This window comes from Nocardia sp. NPDC087230 (assembly GCF_044744725.1).
Lineage (GTDB): Bacteria > Actinomycetota > Actinomycetes > Mycobacteriales > Mycobacteriaceae > Nocardia > Nocardia canadensis.
On sequence record NZ_JBIUYV010000002.1, the window covers coordinates 539533 to 553647 of the forward strand.

Genomic DNA, 14115 nt, shown 5'->3' on the forward strand with positions numbered 1-14115 from the left:
GCGGCGGCTTTTCTTTTTGTCGGAGCCGGTCCGTAGGGTGCGCGTGTGGCCAAGACCAAAGCAGTCTTCCGGTGCACCGCGTGCTCGCACGAGGTGTCCAAATGGGTGGGTAAGTGCCCGGATTGCGGCGCCTGGGGGACGGTGAACGAGGTGGCGGTCTCCGCGGCCGCCGCGGCGCCGGGCAGGCGGGCGATGCTGCCGAGCACGGCGGCGGCGCCACTGTCGCAGATCGACGCCAAGGTCACCCAGGCCCGCTCGACCGGGGTCAGCGAGCTGGATCGGGTGCTCGGCGGCGGTGTGGTGCCCGGGTCGGTGGTGCTGCTCTCGGGCGAACCGGGCGTCGGCAAGTCGACCCTGCTACTCGAGGTCGCGCACCGGTGGGCCGCCCAGCGCGACGAAACCTCGCTGTACGTGACGGCCGAGGAGTCCGCCGGGCAGGTGCGGCTGCGCGCCGATCGCACCGGCGCGGTGCACGACCGGGTGTATCTCGCCGCCGAATCGGACCTGTCGATCGTGCTCGGGCACGTGGAACAGGTGCGGCCGACGCTGCTGGTGGTCGACTCGGTGCAGACGATGCTGGCGCCCGAGGTGGACGGCGTGATCGGCGGTGTCACCCAGGTCCGCGCGGTGACCGCGGCGCTGACCTCGCTGGCCAAGGCCACCGGAATCGCGGTGCTGCTGGTCGGCCACGTCACCAAGGACGGCAATGTCGCAGGCCCGCGCACGCTCGAGCATCTGGTCGACGTGGTGCTGCAATTCGAGGGCGACAAGAATTCGACGCTGCGCATGATCCGCGGCATCAAGAATCGTTTCGGCAGCGCCGACGAAGTGGGCTGTTTCGAATTGCACGAGGACGGCATCGCCTGCGTCGACGATCCGTCGGGTCTGTTCCTGCACCACCGCACCGACACCGTCCCCGGCACGGCGGTGACCGTCGCGATGGACGGTAAACGCCCGCTGGTCGCGGAGGTGCAGGGGCTGACCGTCAAGACCGAGATCCCGCAGCCACGGCGCGCGGTGAGCGGCCTGGACTACAACCGCGTCGCCATGGTGCTGGCCGTCCTGCAGAGCCGTGGGCGGGTGTTTCTCGGCAAACACGATGTCTACGCCGCCACCGTCGGCGGCATGCGCCTGATCGAGCCGACCGCCGACCTGGCCATCGCGCTGGCCATCGCCTCCGCCGAGGCGGATATCGCGCTGCCCGCGGGCTGGGTGATCCTCGGTGAGGTCGGGCTGGCGGGCGAGGTCCGCAAGGTCACCGGGCTGGGCCGTCGGCTCGCCGAGGCCGAGCGACTCGGTTTCACCACCGCCCTGGTGCCGCCTGGTTCGGAGAAAACCAAGACCGGTTCGATGCGTATCCACGAGGTCGGCGATCTCCGCTCGGCGCTGCGCTTGGCGCAGCTCCGCAAATCGCGCGCACCCCGGGATCCGGTCCCCGTGGAATAACTCCGGCAAACCCAGGATATGGCCGATATCGGCCATTCCCGTGCCAACAACCATTGACATAGTCGGTGAGCATGCGAAGCCTGCAAATCCACCCGACTTGAACATGTGACTTACAGCGCACCCGCACAATGCCGGACACGCACCGGCGCCGACGGCTAGGTCGCGAGGTTGAACGGCTCGGCGGCGCTGCGCACCGCACCGAGCTGCGCCACCACCATGTAGGCGCCCGCGGGCACCTGGAGGCGATCACCGGCGCAGTTCGGCTGGGACGTCGTCCCGAACCAGGTGCCCTTGTAGGACAGCTGCTCGCCTGCCTTGAGCGTCTTCACTTCCGGCGGTCCATCCGGGTTGCAGTCGTTGCTCGCCCACAGACGGCGCTGCCCGTCGAGGGTGTAGACCAGGAATTGCGGGCCGGGACCGAGATCGCGCGAACACGGCGCCGAGGAGATATTGGTGATGACCGTGCCGAACCCCGGTTGATCACCCACCCGGTACGTCGGCTGGCCGACGGTCACCTTCAGGGCCAGCGACTGATCACTGCACGGCTGTGCCGCGGGCTGATCCGCCGCGGAACTGCTCGCCGCGGCGCTGGAAGTGGCGGCGGCGCTGCTCGACGTCGCGCTGCTCGACTCGGCCGAACTGCTGGTCGACGCCGAACTGCCCGCCGCGGTGGTGGTCGACGTGGCCGCGGCGGTATCGCCGGACGAGTCACCACCGCGCGCCACCATCGTGACGAGCCAGATCACGATCGCGAGCGCGACAATGATGACGCCGATGGCGAGTGCGCGGCGACGCCAGTAGATCTCCGGTGGCAGCGGTCCATTCGGTTCCAGCACGCCTCAACGGTAAGCGCACCGCGCGGAGCCGCGCTCGATGACCTCGGCGTGTCGTGGGGGTGAACCGAACCGATCGCCCGGTTCAGACCACCTCGCCGATGTTCCCGACGACGCGACGCAGGTGCACGCGGCCGTCCTCGAGCTTGTAGGTGACGCTCGCGATCGCGCACTGACCGGTGGCGACGCGCTGGGAGATGATCATCGACCGCTGCATCAGGAGCCTGCTGGTCTCCACGACGTGACGGGCCTCGAATTCGTCGATCGAGGTGAGGCCCTCGCGACGGCCGACCAGGATCGACGGCGTGACGCGTTCGACCACGCTGCGGATGAATCCGCCGGGGACCTCGCCACCGTCGAGCGCGTCGATGGTGGCCTTCACGGCGCCGCAGCTGTCGTGTCCGAGGACGACGATCAGCGGCACGTCGAGCACCTCGACGCCGTACTCGATCGAGCCGAGCACCGAGCTGTCCACCACATGACCCGCGGTCCGCACGACGAACATGTCGCCCAGCCCCTGATCGAAGATCAGTTCGGCGGCCACCCGGGAGTCACCGCAGCCGAACAGAATGGCGTGCGGATGCTGGCCGCTGACGAGCTTGGCTCGGTCGGCGGCGCCCTGGCTAGGATGCAGCAGGGTGTCGTTGACGAAGCGTTCATTGCCTTCGCGCAACGACTTCCAGGCGCTTATCGGATTGGAACCAGGCATACCGATCATTGTGCACAGGCCGAGGGTTACCAGCGAGTCCGCCGCGTTACGCGTCGGCAAAGATGGCCTGGCTGAGGCGGAACGGGAACAGTGAGTATCGACGCGGAAGTCTTGGTGGATTGGTTCACCGAAACGGCACGTGACCTGCCGTGGCGCCAGCCGGAGGCAACCGCCTGGCACATCCTGATGAGCGAGATCATGCTGCAGCAGACCCCCGTGGTGCGGGTCGAGCCGATCTGGCGGGAATGGGTGGCGCGGTGGCCGGTGCCCTCGGCGATGGCCGCGTCCTCGCAGGCCGAGGTGCTGCGGGCCTGGGGCAAGCTGGGCTATCCGCGCCGGGCCCTGCGGCTGCACGAGTGCGCGCGAGTGCTGGCCGTCGAGCACGGCGACGTGGTGCCCACCGACGTCGAGGTGCTGCTGAGCCTGCCCGGTATCGGTGACTACACCGCCCGCGCGGTGGCCTGCTTCGCCTACGGTCAGCGCGTCCCGGTGGTCGACACCAATGTCCGCCGGGTGGTCGCGCGGGCCGTGCACGGGCGCGAGCCGGGCAATCCGTCCTCGCGCGATCTCGCCGAAACCGCGGCCCTGCTGCCGATCTCCGTGCCGCGCGCCGCCAAGTTCTCGGCGGCGCTGATGGAGCTGGGCGCGCTGATCTGCACCGCCCGCAACCCCGACTGCGCGAACTGCCCGCTGCCCGCGTGCGCGTGGGTCGACGCGGGCAAGCCCGCCGCCGCGGTGGCCCGCAAGGTGCAGAAGTACGAGGGCACCGATCGGCAGGCACGCGGCAGGCTGCTCGATGTCCTGCGCGACGCGTCGGGGCCGGTCGAGCGGGTTCGCCTCGACCTCGCGTGGACCCGCGACCCCGGCCAGCGGGCGCGGGCACTGGATTCGCTGCTGGTCGACGGCCTGATCGAGCAGACCGAGGACGGCCTGTTCGCGCTGGCAGGCGAAGGCGGGGCGACGGGCTAGCCCACGACGCGGCGCAGGAAGCGGCCGACGAGGTCGCGATAGGCCCCGGGCTGTTCGTCGTGCACCAGGTGCGCGGCCCCCGCGACGACCACGTACTCCGCGTCCGGGTGGACCTCGGCCATCGTGCGCATCTGCCCCGGCGGGGTGATGGTGTGCTCGCCCTCGATCAGCAGCGCGGGAATTTCCAGCGACTTCCATTCGGTCCAGAAGTCCCTGGTCCCCCACTCCTCGGAGATGGCGCGGAAGGTGTCGACCTCGCCGTGCAGCCGATAGCCGTCGGGTCCCGAGGTGAACGCGCGCAGGAAATACGTGCCCGCGACCGGCCCGAAGTAGTCGAGCACCGCCCGCTCGTCGGCGAAGGGCTGCGGCCAGGAGTGGATCAGCTCGGCCCAGTGCGCGGCGGTGCGGCCGGTGAAATCGGGGGCGATGTCCTCGACGACGAGGGCGCGGACCCGCGCGGGGTGGGTGGCGGCGAAGACCCAGCCGTGGATCGCGCCCATCGAATGCCCGACGATCACCATCGGCTCGGTGATCGCGGCCGTGAGCTCGGCGAGATCGGCGACGAACGCCTCGGTGGTGAGCTCGGCGGGTGGCGTCCGGCCGTGCCCGGCGGCGTCGACGGTGTAGAGGTGGCCGTATTCGCGCAGCCACGGCAGCTGATCGGTCCAGGTGCGCGCGCTGCCCATCAGCCCGTGCAGCAGCAGGATCGGGACGCCGGTCCCGCCTTCGTCGTACAACACCCTGCCGATTGTGCCCCAGACCGGGATGTTTCCCGCGCGGTCGTATTGTCGGCTCATGGCTGTTGTGAAGATCAATGCGATCGAGATCCCCGAAGGTGCCGGCCCGGAGCTGGAGAAGCGGTTCGCCGCCCGCGCGCACGCGGTGGAGAACTCCCCCGGTTTCCTCGGCTTCCAGTTGCTGCGCCCGGTGGCCGGCGACAACCGGTATTTCGTGGTGACGCAATGGGATTCGGAGGAATCCTTCGCCGCGTGGCGCGACGGTCCGGCCCGGGCCGCGCACGCGGGCAGCGGTGGCGAGGGCGAGCGCCCGAAGCCGGTCTCGACCGGTGCGTCGCTGCTCGAGTTCGAGGTCGTCCTCGACGTCCCCGCGAAGGCCTGACATCGGCGTTTCCGCTGGACATGCGGATGCGCGTATTGACGTGGGCGCCTGGCGACTGTCACAGTGCGAGGGAACATACGCGAGGGTGCGCGGTAATTCCGGTGAGAATCCGGAGCGGTCGCGCCACTGTATCCACGTACCGGGTCCCCGGTGCCGGAGAGCCAGACACCGGCACCTTCGCACCACACTTCGACCATGGGACGCGTATCCCTGAGGAGGACCCGAATGGCTATCGCGCATTCACCCAGCCGGTCTACCGGCCTGGACACCCTGGCAACCGTGCTCGTCACGGTCGGTGTCGTTCTGCTTGCACTGCTCGCCCTGTACCTGGTCGGTTTCGATCAGGGGGCCGTCTCGCGTAGCGGGATGTTCCTGCACGAGCTGATGCACGACGGACGTCACCTGCTGGGTGTTCCGTGCCACTGACCGGATCGCTCAAAACCCTGCTGTTACGTGGCCTGCTGGCCGGCTTGATCGCCGGCCTGCTGGCCGCGACAGTGGGCTACTTCGTCGGCGAGCCCCAGGTGGACGCCGCGATCGCCATCGAAGAAGCTGCCGCCGCCCCGGCCGATCATCCGCACGAGGCGGCCGAACCCCAGGGCCATTCGCACGGCGACGAGGAAGAACCGCTGGTCAGCCGGAACGGTCAGAAGGCGGGTCAGTTCCTCGCCCTCGGCCTGGCCGGGATGGCGTTCGGCGCGTTGTTCGCCGCGGCCGTCAACGTCGCCCGCCGGTTCACCACGCTGTCGGGAGTCGCGTTGTCGCTGGCCTCGGCGGGATTCGCGTGGGCCGCGATCGTCGCGGTGCCGTTCTTCAAATATCCGGCCAACCCACCGGCGGTGGGCGATCCGGAGACCATCAACGACCGCACCTGGCTGTGGGTCGCCGCCGTCGTGCTCGGCCTGCTCGCCGTCGCGGCGTCGGTCGCCGCGTACCGGGCGCTGGCCGGACAGCTGGACACGCTCCGGCTGATCGCGGGCGTGCTCGCGTTCGTGCTGGTCACCACGGTCGGCTACGTGCTGCTGCCGGGCGTGAACGAGGTGGCCGACGACTTCCCCGCGACGCTGCTGTGGCGGTTCCGGGTGGCGTCGCTGGCCGAGACCACCACGCTGTGGGTCTCGCTCGGTCTGGCGTTCGCCGCGCTGACCGAATTCGCTTCGCGGCGTAGCACTCCGGTAGCAGAGCGGGTCGCTACCGCAGGGTGATCCTCGCGGGTATCGCGTGAAGGCAGTGTCGGTGACATGACCGGCACTGCCTTTTCCGTTTCCGTTTCCGACTCCCGGCCGCGCGCGGTGAATGTCGCGTTCGGCGGTCTCGTCACCGCGCTCGCCGCCGGCGCCGCCGAAGGACTGCTGCGCGCCGTGCGTGGCGGGGGTGAGTTCGCGGCGACCGCGTCGGGGCTGCTGCCGCGGCTGGCGATCTATCTCGTCGTCGCGGCGGTAGCGCTGTACATGGTGCACGGCAGTCGCGTCGCGCGGGCGCTGCTCACCGTCGGGATCGGCGTGGTCGGCCTGGTCTCGCTGATCATCGAGCCGCTGGCGGTCCTGCTGTCCACCGACGATTTCGGCGCGCTGTTCGCCGGGCTGTCGCCGTCGTCGGCGGTGCTGGCCGGCTGCCGTACAGTCCACGTCCTGGCGGTGGTTATCGCGATTCCAGCCATGTACACGCCGGCGGCGCACCGCTGGTTCACCCAGCGCTAGCCCCGCGGACGCGCCGGTGGGCGGCATCTGCGTCCCAGATGCCGCCCACCGGGGTGATCAGATCAGTGCGGCGTCCAGCTCGATCTCGGCCACACCCGCGAGAGCCTTGCTGACCGGGCAGCCGTTCTTCGCGGCGGTCGCGGCGGCGGAGAAGCCCTCGGCGTCGAGACCGGCGGCGACGGCGCGCACGGTCAGCTTGATCTTGCTGATCCGGAAACCGCCGGCCGGGTCCGGGCCCAGCGTCACATCGGCGGTGACGTCCAGGCTCTCCGGCGTGCCGCCCGCGTTGGCGATCTCGGCCGACAGCGCCATCGAGTAGCACGACGAATGCGCGGCGCCGATCAGCTCTTCCGGGCTGGTGCCATCGGCGGCGTCGGCCACGCGACGCGGGAAGGTCACGTCGAACTTGCCCACCTCGGAGCTGACCAGTTCGACCTGCCCGGAACCATCCTGCAGTCCGCCTGCCCAGAGGGTGCGTGCGCTACGAGTCGGCATGCCGATCCTTTCGATTCGTTGGGTGTTGCGTCCGATGACGAACCTACTCGGATCCCGGCTCGATCCGGCCCGGGTTCGCGCCTCAGGCGACGGTACCGGTAACTTCGTCGAGGCGTTCGAGCATCTCCGGCCACACCTGCTGGTGCAGGTCGCGGATAGCGGCGGTGGGGAACCCGGAGTGCCGCAGGCGCAGCCGGATACCGCGGGGCTGCTTGAGGAATTCGGCCGCGACCACGGTCTCCACGCCGTCGGTGGCGGCGGTGACCCAGGTGAACTCGACCCGGCGGTTCTGCTCCAGCAGCAGGATGCGGCCGTAGTGCGGATTGCGCTTGTCGGCCGTGCCGGTGTCGAAGTACAGGGGTTCGTTGACGCCGGGCCGTCCGAGCACCGATCCGGGAACCGCCAGCCACAGGTCCAGGCCCTGGGTCCAGGCCGCGTAGAGCAGACTGGGCGAGGCTTTCATCACGCGCTCGACCGTGAGCTCGTGCGGTCGCGCAGACAGATCCGGGGGGCGAACTGGCTGGTCCATCAGCCGACCTTACCGGCTCGGACCGGCCGTTCGCCGCATCGGGTGCGCGACAGCGTCACTCGGGATTGGTGACGCGGGCCAGCACGATCCCGCCCAGGATCAGCGCCAGCGCCAGCATCCGGCCCGCGCTGAGCGGGTCCTTGTGCACGAGGACCCCGAGGCTGATCGCGCCGAGCGCGCCGATCCCGGTGAACACCGCGTACGCGGTGCCCACGGGCAGGGTGTGCATGGCCCGCGAGAGCAGGTACACCGCGAGCGATCCGAGCGCGATGCACAGCAGCGTCGGCCCCAGCTTGGTGAAGTTCTCGGTGGGTTTGATGGTCTGCGACCAGATGATCTCGACGAGGCCGGCGAGGCCGAGTACTACCCAGCTCATTTCACGTAATCCTTGGCGAGCAGGCGAACGTCGGTCAGCGCCGCGGCGAGTGAGGCCTCGTGCGCGTCGCGCAGGTGGGCCAGGTTCGGATCCTGGACGGCGTTGGCGAGTTCGGCGTGGACGAACACGGTGTCGGTGACGGCGTAGTGGCCGGCGAAGAAGTCGCGCAGGTAGCGCTCCTGATAGTCGAACGCGGCCTTGGGCGCACCCGGCGAGTAGGCGCCGCCGCGCGCGCTGACCACCACGAACCTGCGCTCCCCCAGTGACATTCGCGGGAAGGTGATCTGGTCGAGCCAGGCCTTGAGCGTGGCCGGAATCGAGTAGTTGTACATCGGGGTGCCGATGAGGATCACGTCGGCGGCGAGCACCTGCGTGAGCAGCGGTTCCACGATCTGCCACGCGGCCTGGGCGGCGGGTGTCACGGCCAGTTCCGGGAGCCGGTCGAGGTCGGTGCTACCCGCGGCGAGGACGGCGTCACAGAGCTCGGTCCAGCCCTCGCCGATGAACGGCGCCGGATCGGTCGCCAGATCGCGGTAGGTGTAGCGGCCGTCCGGCTCCGCGGCGCGCCAGGACTCGACGAATTCCGCGCCGAGCCTGCGGCTGACCGAGTGGGGACGAGCGCTGGCGTCGAGGTGCAGCAGGTGTGTCATGGCCGAGCCTTTCGAGAACTGGACATCATGTCCGCTTGTTGATGTCCCGACCATAGGACACAAGTGGACAGCTTGTCCACATATTCGATTCTGGGCTACAGTCGAGCGCATGGAGCCTCGATCCGACCTGCTCACCGGCGCGGCGCTGGACGCACCGCAGCCCGCCGAGCGCACCGACGCGGCCCGCAACCGGGCCAAGGTGCTGGCGGCGGCCGCCGAACTCTTCGCCACCCGCGACCCGCGCACGGTCACCATGGACGACATCGCCAAGGCGGCGGGCGTCGGCCGCGGCACCCTCTATCGCCGCTACCCCGACCGCACCGCCATCGCCGTCGCCCTGCTCGACGAACACGAGCGCACGCTGCAGGAACACCTCCTGCGTGGCGACCCGCCGCTGGGCCCGGGCGCACCGCCGGCGCAGCGGCTCGCGGCGTTCTATGCCGCGATGATCGAATTGCTCACGGCCCACGCGCATCTCGTCCTCGGAGCCGAGACCGGTGGGGCGCGCTTCGCGACCGGCGCCTACGGGTTCTGGTCGGCGCATGTCCGGGCGCTGCTGGTCGACGCCGGTGTCGCCCACCCGGATTCCCTGGTCGACCCGGTCCTCGCACCGCTGGCCGCCGAGGTCTATCTGCAACAGCGCGAGCGCGGGTTGTCGGCGGCGCAGATCGTCGACGGGCTGAGCGTGCTCGCCCACAAGCTGCTCGACCGGCCCTGAACTGTCGGTCCCTGCGGCTACCGTCACGCGGGTGACGACACTTCCGACCGAAACCGAAGCCGCCCGATTCTGGGCTCTGATCGAAACCGCCTGGGAGCGTGCTGGTTCCGCCGATTCCCGGCGTGCCCTGCTCGACGGCGAGTACGACCACGACCTCCTCGGCCGGTTCATCGATGCCCTGCGCTCGCTGAGTACCGATTTCACCAGCGCCGAACTGACCGCCCTGGATCGCGTCGCCGAGCGGGCGCTCTACGAGATCGACCGCGCCGACATCCAGGCCATCACCGACGGCTCCGACGACGGTTTCCTGTACGCCCGCGGCTTCATCGTCGCCATGGGCCGCGACCACTACGACGCCGTGCGCGCCGACCCGGAGGTCGCCGTGCCCGACGCCGAGTGCGAGGAGCTGTGTTACTTCTTCGCCCACCTGCACGACAAGCTCTACGGTGGATTCCCCGAGACGGATTCGGGCATCTCCCGCGAGTCGGTGTCGAACCCGGTCGGGTGGCCCTGAGCGTCAGGTCAGGTCGCGGCGCGTCATCAGCCAGATCGTGCCGCCGCCGAAGACCAGCACGTACGCGCCGAGCAGGGCCAGTGACTCGCCGCGGCTGAGAATGTCGAGGACACCGGGGGTCGCCGGGCCGCCGACCGTGCGCATCGCGCCCGCCAGCGAACCCGCGGCCGTACCCGGCAGCAGGTCGGTGACCGTCTCGATCGGACCGAAGACGCCCGCCACTCCGCGCAGCAGGTTCTCGACGACGAGCACCCAGATCAGGCCGAGGCCGACGGCGAGCGCCGGACCACGGGCGATCGCGCCGACGAGGGCGCCGGCCAGCGTCCACATGCCCAGGATGGCCGCGCCGGAACCGATGCCGAGCACGGATCGCGTCAGCGTCGGCAGCACCAGCGGTCGGCCCTCGCTCACCGCGATGAGCGAGGCGACACCGAGATCGACGGCGAACGCCGCGCAGACCAGCGCGACCACCACGACCAGCAGGCTCAGCAGCAGCCCACCGATGGCCGCCGGACGGCTCGGGCCCTGGGTGAAGACGGTTTTCCAGGTGCCCCAGCCGTAGCCGCTACCGACCGCGAGCGCGCCGAGCACCAGCATCAGCGCGCCGCCGAACATCGCCATACCCTGGGTGAAGACCTCGGGGACAGCGGCGGGCAAGAGCTGGCCGAGCAGGACGTCGCGGGGCAGGCCGTCGGACATGGCGCCGCCCTCCCCCGAGGTGTAGGCGAGGTAGTTGAACAGGTAGGCGAAGGTCAGGTTCAGCAGGAGCCAGACGCCCAGGACGATCCAGAAGGCGGGCCAGCGACCCAGCCGCACCGCCTCCGCGCGCATGCTCGCCCACAGATCCCTTGTCACACCGGTCATTTCGCGACCTCCACAGCCGTCATCTCGAAGAACACTTCCTCCAGGGATTTCTCGTCGACCCGCAGTTCCAGCAGATCGGCGCCCGCCGCCACCACCGCGCGCGCCACCGCGGGCGCCGTCGCGGCCGTCGTCTCGACCCTGATCCCGTCGACGCTCGCCCGGGCGGGTGCGACGGCGCGGATCGCCGTGAGCGCGCTGTCGGCGGGTTCGGCGCGCACGATCAGCGTTGCGCTGCCCCGCAATTCGGCCACGGTCGACTCCGCGAGCAGCCGGCCGCCGGAGATCACGCCGACCCGATGGCAGATCTCCTGCACCTCGGCGAGCTGATGGCTCGACAGCAGCACGGTGTGCCCGTCGGCGGCCAGATCGACGATGAGCGTGCGCATTTCGGCCAGTCCGGCGGGGTCGAGGCCGTTGGTCGGCTCGTCCAGGATCAGCAGATCGGGGTCGCCGAGCAGGGCCGCGCCGACGCCGAGGCGCTGCTTCATGCCGAGCGAGTAGGTGCGGAAACGGTCGTCGGCGCGGTCGGCCAGGCCCACCCGGGCCAGCGCCCGCTCGACGTCGGCGGCGCGATGGCCCCGGTAGCGGGCGAGCACGCGCAGGTTGTCGCGGCCCGAGAGGTAAGGGTAGAAGCCGGGGCCCTCGATGAGGACCCCGATGCGGCGTAGCACCGCCGGGTCGCCCGGGGCCAGGCCGCGCACCAGGGCGGTGCCCGAGCTGGGCCGGATCAGGCCCGCCAGCATGCGCAGGGTGGTGGTCTTGCCCGCACCGTTGGGGCCGAGGAAGCCGTAGATCTCCCCCGCGGCGACCCGCATACTCACCGCGTCCACCGCGAGGTGGGCGCCATAGCGTTTGGTCAGCCCGTCGGTGACCACGATCGAATCGTTCATGGGAATCAGAATCCGCGCGACGGGGGTCCTCGGGCATCCGTCGCGCAGCGTCTCCCGCGCTACGCCGCGCGGCCTACCCTCGGCGTCCGCGCCGCTGAATATTCGCCTCGGCGGGCGCCCGAGCGGCCGATCCGGCGTGGTGACGGGGTTCGCGCCGGAATTACGGGCGCAGGCCGACGCGAGCGGCGCGACTACGCAATAGGGTGACAGAGGTGGGAGCGTCTGCGAAGTGGGAGCGTGGCTCGGTCGTTCAGGACTGGGGCCTGGCTGGTGTGGTCGCGCTGATCCAGCTGGCCGGCAGTTCCGGGGCGAACGCGCATCAGACCGGCGTGCGTTCGCTCGACGCGTTCGCGTATCTGTTGCTGCTCGCCGGTCCGATCGCGCTCGGCTTCCGACGGTTGCTGCCCGAGCCGGTGCTGCTGGTCGCGCTGCTGGCGGCGGTGGCGTATGTGCTGCGCGACTACGGGTACGGGCCGATCTTCCTGTCGTTGGTGATCGCGTTCGTGAGCGCGGCGGTCAACGGATCACGCTGGCGTACCTATCCTCTGGTCGTGGTCGGCTACCTGACCATGGTCTGGCCGGTACCCGCGCTGCTCGGGCGCGAGACCGGCGCCTGGCAGGTCTTCGGGCTGCTGGCCTGGATGGGGATCCTGGTCGCGATCGCCGAGGGCGTGCGGCAGCGGCGCGCCGTCGTGGTCGCGCGCAGCCAACGGGCCGAGGCGGCGCGCCGCGACGACGAGGCGCAGCGGGCCAGGGCCGCCAGCGAGGAGCGGCTGGCCATCGCCAGGGAACTGCACGATGTCCTCGCGCACAGTCTTTCGCTGATCAATGTGCAGTCCTCGGTGGCGCTGGAACTCTTCGACCGCAAACCGCAGCAGGCCGCGGCGGCGCTGGCCACCATCAAGACCACCTCCAAGGAGGCGCTGGCCGAGGTGCACACCCTGCTGCACGCCATCCGTAGCGGTGCGCCGGTCGCGCCCGTGGTGACCGAACCCGTCGATACCGGTGCCGCCGTGGCCGATTCGCCGCCGCCGGTCGCACCCGTCCCGCCGCCGCGGCCGGCCCCGCGCGCGCCGGTGCCGTCGCTCGACGACCTCGACACCCTGCTGGAACGCACCCGCGCGACCGGTCTCGCCGTCGATACCAAGATCATCGGCACGCCCAAGAAGCTGCCCAGCGTGATCGATGTGGCGGCGGCCAGGATCATCCAGGAATCGCTGACCAATGTGGTGCGGCACGCGCCGGGCGCCGCCGCGCTGATCACCCTGCGCTACACGCCCGAATCGGTGGACATCACCGTCGACAACACCCGGCCCACCGGTACGGCCGTGCGCACCGGAGCAGGCGGGAACGGGATCATCGGGATGCGGGAACGGGCGCACGCGCTCGGCGGCGCGCTGACCGCCGGGCCGCGGCCGTCCGGTGGGTTCCGGGTGGCGGCCAGGTTGCCCGCCCGGCCGGTGTCGGCGCAGGCGGGATCCGCGTCCGGCGGCACAGAGGCGAGCGCATGAGTGAACAGTCCGGCGCGGCCAAGACGCGGGTGCTCGTCGCCGACGATCAGGCGCTGGTGCGCGGCGGGTTCGTCGCGCTGCTCGACGCGCAGGACGACATCGAGGTCGTCGGCGAGGCCGAGAACGGCGAGCAGGCCGTGCGGATGACCCGCGCGCTCGTCCCGGACGTGGTGCTCATGGACATCCGCATGCCCATCCTCGACGGCCTGGCCGCCACCAGGATGATCGCCGACGACGCCAAGCTCGCCGAGGTCCGCGTCGTCGTGCTCACCACCTTCGAACTCGACGAATACGTCTTCGAGGCGATCCGGGCGGGCGCGGCCGGGTTCCTGGTCAAACACACCGAACCCGCCGACCTGCTGCGCGCGGTCCGGGTGGTCGCCGAGGGCGACGCCCTGCTCTCCCCCGGCGTCACCCGTCGCCTGCTCGCCGAGTTCTCCACCCACGCCAAACAACCCCCGCCCGCCGCCCTCGCCGACCTCACCGACCGCGAACGCGAGGTGATGACCCTGGTCGCCGAGGGCCTCACCAACGCCGAGATCGGCGCCCGCCTCTATCTCAGCCCCGCCACCGCCCGCACCCACGTCAGCCGCATCCTCACCAAACTCGACGCCCGAGACCGCACCCAACTGGTCGTCCTCGCCTACGAATCCGGTTTGGTCCGCCCGGGCTGGCAATAGCCCGGGTCCTCCCCACTACGTGCTAGGCCGGAGGCCGGGAAGCGGGCACGGCGGACGGTCCCCGCCGGTGTCGATCTGTTCTTCACCCGGCGCCCCTGGATATCGAGGCGAA

General features: G+C 70.3%; 19 protein-coding genes. 10 read left to right on the forward strand and 9 right to left on the reverse strand.

Annotated features, from left to right (window positions below; all coding sequences use genetic code 11):
• Positions 1-45: 45 nt before the first annotated feature.
• Positions 46-1446, forward strand: coding sequence for a DNA repair protein RadA (gene radA, locus ACIO52_RS08750; protein ID WP_218720605.1), 1401 nt, complete (start codon positions 46-48; stop codon positions 1444-1446).
• A 155-nt stretch (positions 1447-1601) separates the two neighbouring features.
• Here the strand turns inward: radA and ACIO52_RS08755 are convergent, their stop codons facing one another.
• Positions 1602-2282 (reverse strand): hypothetical protein, encoded by a 681-nt coding sequence (locus ACIO52_RS08755; protein ID WP_316573385.1) that lies wholly within the window; start codon positions 2280-2282, stop codon positions 1602-1604.
• Positions 2283-2364: 82 nt separating this feature from the next.
• Positions 2365-2988 carry a carbonic anhydrase gene (locus ACIO52_RS08760; protein ID WP_218720607.1) on the reverse strand — a complete coding sequence of 208 codons (624 nt, stop codon included), beginning with the start codon at positions 2986-2988 and terminating at the stop codon, positions 2365-2367.
• 90 nt (positions 2989-3078) lie between these two features.
• Here ACIO52_RS08760 and ACIO52_RS08765 point away from each other — a divergent pair, with 90 nt between their 5' ends.
• A complete protein-coding gene (locus tag ACIO52_RS08765; RefSeq protein ID WP_218720608.1) occupies positions 3079-3957 on the forward strand; it encodes an A/G-specific adenine glycosylase in 879 nt (292 codons plus the stop codon).
• Here the strand turns inward: ACIO52_RS08765 and ACIO52_RS08770 are convergent.
• Positions 3954-4697, reverse strand: a complete 744-nt coding sequence (locus tag ACIO52_RS08770) for an alpha/beta fold hydrolase (protein ID WP_402642740.1) — start codon at positions 4695-4697, stop codon at positions 3954-3956. The two genes, ACIO52_RS08765 and ACIO52_RS08770, sit on opposite strands and share 4 nt — an antisense overlap.
• A gap of 55 nt (positions 4698-4752) precedes the next feature.
• On the opposite strand from ACIO52_RS08770, the gene ACIO52_RS08775 reads away from it, so the two are divergent.
• The 4 genes from ACIO52_RS08775 to ACIO52_RS08790 all read left to right on the forward strand — a co-directional run bounded on the left by ACIO52_RS08775 (position 4753) and on the right by ACIO52_RS08790 (position 6776).
• Positions 4753-5076 carry an antibiotic biosynthesis monooxygenase gene (locus ACIO52_RS08775; RefSeq protein WP_218720610.1) on the forward strand — a complete coding sequence of 108 codons (324 nt, stop codon included), beginning with the start codon at positions 4753-4755 and terminating at the stop codon, positions 5074-5076.
• Positions 5077-5301: 225 nt separating this feature from the next.
• The gene (locus ACIO52_RS08780; protein WP_019044677.1) at positions 5302-5502 is read left to right on the forward strand and encodes a CbtB-domain containing protein; all 201 of its coding nucleotides are present in this window, start codon (positions 5302-5304) and stop codon (positions 5500-5502) included.
• Entirely contained in the window at positions 5493-6281 is a 789-nt protein-coding gene (locus ACIO52_RS08785) for a CbtA family protein (protein WP_316573383.1), read from the forward strand. The genes ACIO52_RS08780 and ACIO52_RS08785 overlap by 10 nt, the downstream gene beginning before the upstream one ends.
• A gap of 36 nt (positions 6282-6317) precedes the next feature.
• On the forward strand, positions 6318-6776 hold the full coding sequence (locus ACIO52_RS08790) for a hypothetical protein (protein ID WP_402642745.1): 459 nt from the start codon (positions 6318-6320) through the stop codon (positions 6774-6776).
• Between the two features lie 57 nt (positions 6777-6833).
• Here the strand turns inward: ACIO52_RS08790 and ACIO52_RS08795 are convergent, their stop codons facing one another.
• From ACIO52_RS08795 to ACIO52_RS08810, 4 genes are all read right to left on the reverse strand, one after another.
• The gene (locus ACIO52_RS08795) at positions 6834-7271 is read right to left on the reverse strand and encodes an OsmC family peroxiredoxin (protein ID WP_218720613.1); all 438 of its coding nucleotides are present in this window, start codon (positions 7269-7271) and stop codon (positions 6834-6836) included.
• An 82-nt stretch (positions 7272-7353) separates the two neighbouring features.
• Complete coding sequence (locus tag ACIO52_RS08800; RefSeq protein WP_255588351.1) at positions 7354-7800, reverse strand: SRPBCC domain-containing protein; 447 nt, start codon at positions 7798-7800, stop codon at positions 7354-7356.
• Between the two features lie 55 nt (positions 7801-7855).
• Positions 7856-8176, reverse strand: a complete 321-nt coding sequence (locus tag ACIO52_RS08805) for a multidrug efflux SMR transporter (protein ID WP_189029701.1) — start codon at positions 8174-8176, stop codon at positions 7856-7858.
• The gene (locus tag ACIO52_RS08810) at positions 8173-8826 is read right to left on the reverse strand and encodes an FMN-dependent NADH-azoreductase (protein WP_218720614.1); all 654 of its coding nucleotides are present in this window, start codon (positions 8824-8826) and stop codon (positions 8173-8175) included. Before ACIO52_RS08810 ends, ACIO52_RS08805 begins: the two co-directional genes overlap by 4 nt.
• Before the next feature lie 109 nt (positions 8827-8935).
• Here ACIO52_RS08810 and ACIO52_RS08815 point away from each other — a divergent pair, with 109 nt between their 5' ends.
• On the forward strand, positions 8936-9544 hold the full coding sequence (locus tag ACIO52_RS08815) for a TetR/AcrR family transcriptional regulator (RefSeq protein WP_218720615.1): 609 nt from the start codon (positions 8936-8938) through the stop codon (positions 9542-9544).
• Between the two features lie 31 nt (positions 9545-9575).
• A complete protein-coding gene (locus ACIO52_RS08820; protein WP_218720616.1) occupies positions 9576-10058 on the forward strand; it encodes a DUF4240 domain-containing protein in 483 nt (160 codons plus the stop codon).
• 3 nt (positions 10059-10061) lie between these two features.
• On the opposite strand, the gene ACIO52_RS08825 is transcribed toward ACIO52_RS08820, so the two are convergent.
• Both ACIO52_RS08825 and ACIO52_RS08830 read right to left on the reverse strand, forming a co-directional pair.
• The gene (locus ACIO52_RS08825; RefSeq protein ID WP_218720617.1) at positions 10062-10922 is read right to left on the reverse strand and encodes an ABC transporter permease subunit; all 861 of its coding nucleotides are present in this window, start codon (positions 10920-10922) and stop codon (positions 10062-10064) included.
• Positions 10919-11812, reverse strand: a complete 894-nt coding sequence (locus ACIO52_RS08830; RefSeq protein ID WP_218720618.1) for an ABC transporter ATP-binding protein — start codon at positions 11810-11812, stop codon at positions 10919-10921. The genes ACIO52_RS08825 and ACIO52_RS08830 overlap by 4 nt, the downstream gene beginning before the upstream one ends.
• Positions 11813-12024: 212 nt before the next feature.
• Here ACIO52_RS08830 and ACIO52_RS08835 point away from each other — a divergent pair, with 212 nt between their 5' ends.
• On the forward strand, positions 12025-13323 hold the full coding sequence (locus tag ACIO52_RS08835) for a histidine kinase (protein WP_308248608.1): 1299 nt from the start codon (positions 12025-12027) through the stop codon (positions 13321-13323).
• The gene (locus ACIO52_RS08840; protein WP_218720619.1) at positions 13320-14003 is read left to right on the forward strand and encodes a response regulator transcription factor; all 684 of its coding nucleotides are present in this window, start codon (positions 13320-13322) and stop codon (positions 14001-14003) included. Before ACIO52_RS08835 ends, ACIO52_RS08840 begins: the two co-directional genes overlap by 4 nt.
• The last annotated feature ends 112 nt before the right edge of the window (positions 14004-14115 follow it).